This window comes from Clostridium sp. 1001271B_151109_B4 (assembly GCF_015670405.1).
Lineage (GTDB): Bacteria > Bacillota > Clostridia > Clostridiales > Clostridiaceae > Clostridium.
Genome location: NZ_JADPBQ010000050.1, coordinates 1 through 1681, shown reverse-complemented (window position 1 = coordinate 1681; position 1681 = coordinate 1). Strand labels below are relative to the sequence as shown.

At 33.0% G+C, this 1681-nt stretch carries 2 protein-coding genes; both read left to right on the top strand.

What is annotated here, in order from left to right:
* The coding region (locus I4V63_RS15440) for a sulfide/dihydroorotate dehydrogenase-like FAD/NAD-binding protein (RefSeq protein ID WP_196002107.1) at nucleotides 1-897 on the top strand (897 nt) is incomplete at its 5' end.
* The coding region (locus I4V63_RS15435; protein ID WP_196002106.1) for an FAD-dependent oxidoreductase at nucleotides 897-1681 on the top strand (785 nt) is incomplete at its 3' end. The genes I4V63_RS15440 and I4V63_RS15435, both read left to right, overlap by 1 nt.

Here is a 1681-nt window from a genome sequence, read left to right as displayed (position 1 = left end):
CAAGGTAGTCATTTTTGTGATTGTTTAAATTGGAATGGAGTTTGTATTTATCAAGAACTTCATAATAATGGTAATAAAGCTAAGGAGCAAAGAAAGGCTTATACCTGCAAAGTATCTGAAAAAGTGCTATGTCAAGATGATGTGCTTTTAATTAAATTTGAAGCACCACATAAATTAGCAATAGACCTAGCAAAGCCAGGAAGCTTTATATTTATAAGAAGTGATGAAAATGTTTATTTTGATGTGCCTATTTCAATATTAGATTCTAATATTGATACAAATATTATTTCAATAATGATAGAAATAAGAGGTGTCAAAACTAAACAATTATTAAATATTGAATCTGGAGGAGAAATAACTATTAGGGGACCTTATTGGAATGGTGTATTTGGTTTAAAAAACATAAGAAAACAAAAAAATAATGAGGTTTTAGTAATTGCAAGAGGTATTGGAATGGCTCCTATGGTACCTGTAATTAAGAAACTAGTTCAAAATGATAACAATGTTACTGTACTTGTTGATAAGCAACCGTTTAATGATGTATACGTATCTGAATGGTTAGATAAGCTAAATATTGTTCCTCAAGAAATGAATTTAATTGAAAAAGGTAAGCTATCTCCTGAAGCTAAGGTGGCTATAAAATCAATAATTGGCTATAATAATATATCTTTAATCCACATTGCTGGAGCAGATATATTAACTTATAATGTCATCGAATATTTAGATTCTCTAGATAGGCAAGATATTGATTTATCATGTTGTAATAATTTTAAGATGTGTTGTGGTGAAGGGGTATGTGGAGCGTGCACAGCAAGATTTTCAGGACATAGAGTAAAGAGATTCTGTAAGGTACAAGCTAGTCCAAGAGCTATATTTGAGGGGAGGAGATTAATATGATGAAGGTTATAATAGTTGGTGGAGGCTGGTCTGGATGTGCCGCAGCTTTGAGTGCTAAAAAAGCTGGAGCAGAAGTCCATATTTATGAAAAAACAGATCTTTTACTTGGACTTGGTAATGTTGGTGGAATAATGAGAAACAACGGACGTTATACAGCTTCAGAAGAGTTAATTGCATTAGGTGGAGGAGATTTAATTAAGTTAACAGATAAATGTGCTAGACATGCTAATATAGATTTTCCAGGACATAAACATGCAACTTTGTATGATGTAAATAAAATTGAAGGTGTAGTTAGAGATTATTTAATAGATAAGGGAATTAACCTTCATATGGAGACAAGGGTAACAGATGTTGATTTTGAAAATAATAGAATTAATGGAATTTTACTAAGCGATGGAAGCTTTGTTAAAGGTGATGTATTTATTGAAACAACAGGTACAACAGGACCAATGGGGAATTGTTTAAGATATGGTAATGGATGCTCTATGTGTGTTTTACGTTGCCCAGCATTTGGACCAAGACTTAGCATTAGTGCAAGATGTGGAGTAGCTGATATTCAAGGTGAAAGAAATGATGATGAACTTGGTGCTTTTTCTGGATCTTGTAAGCTTGCTAAGGAGAGCTTGTCTGATAGTATAAGAGAGCAACTTGATAAGACAGGCGTTGTTGTTTTGAAGGTACCTTCTGAGGATATTAATTATGGAAAGCTTAGTACTAAGGTTTGCCAACAATATGCTTTGAAGGAATTTGCTGAGAATGTTGTGTTACTTGATACTGGTCATGC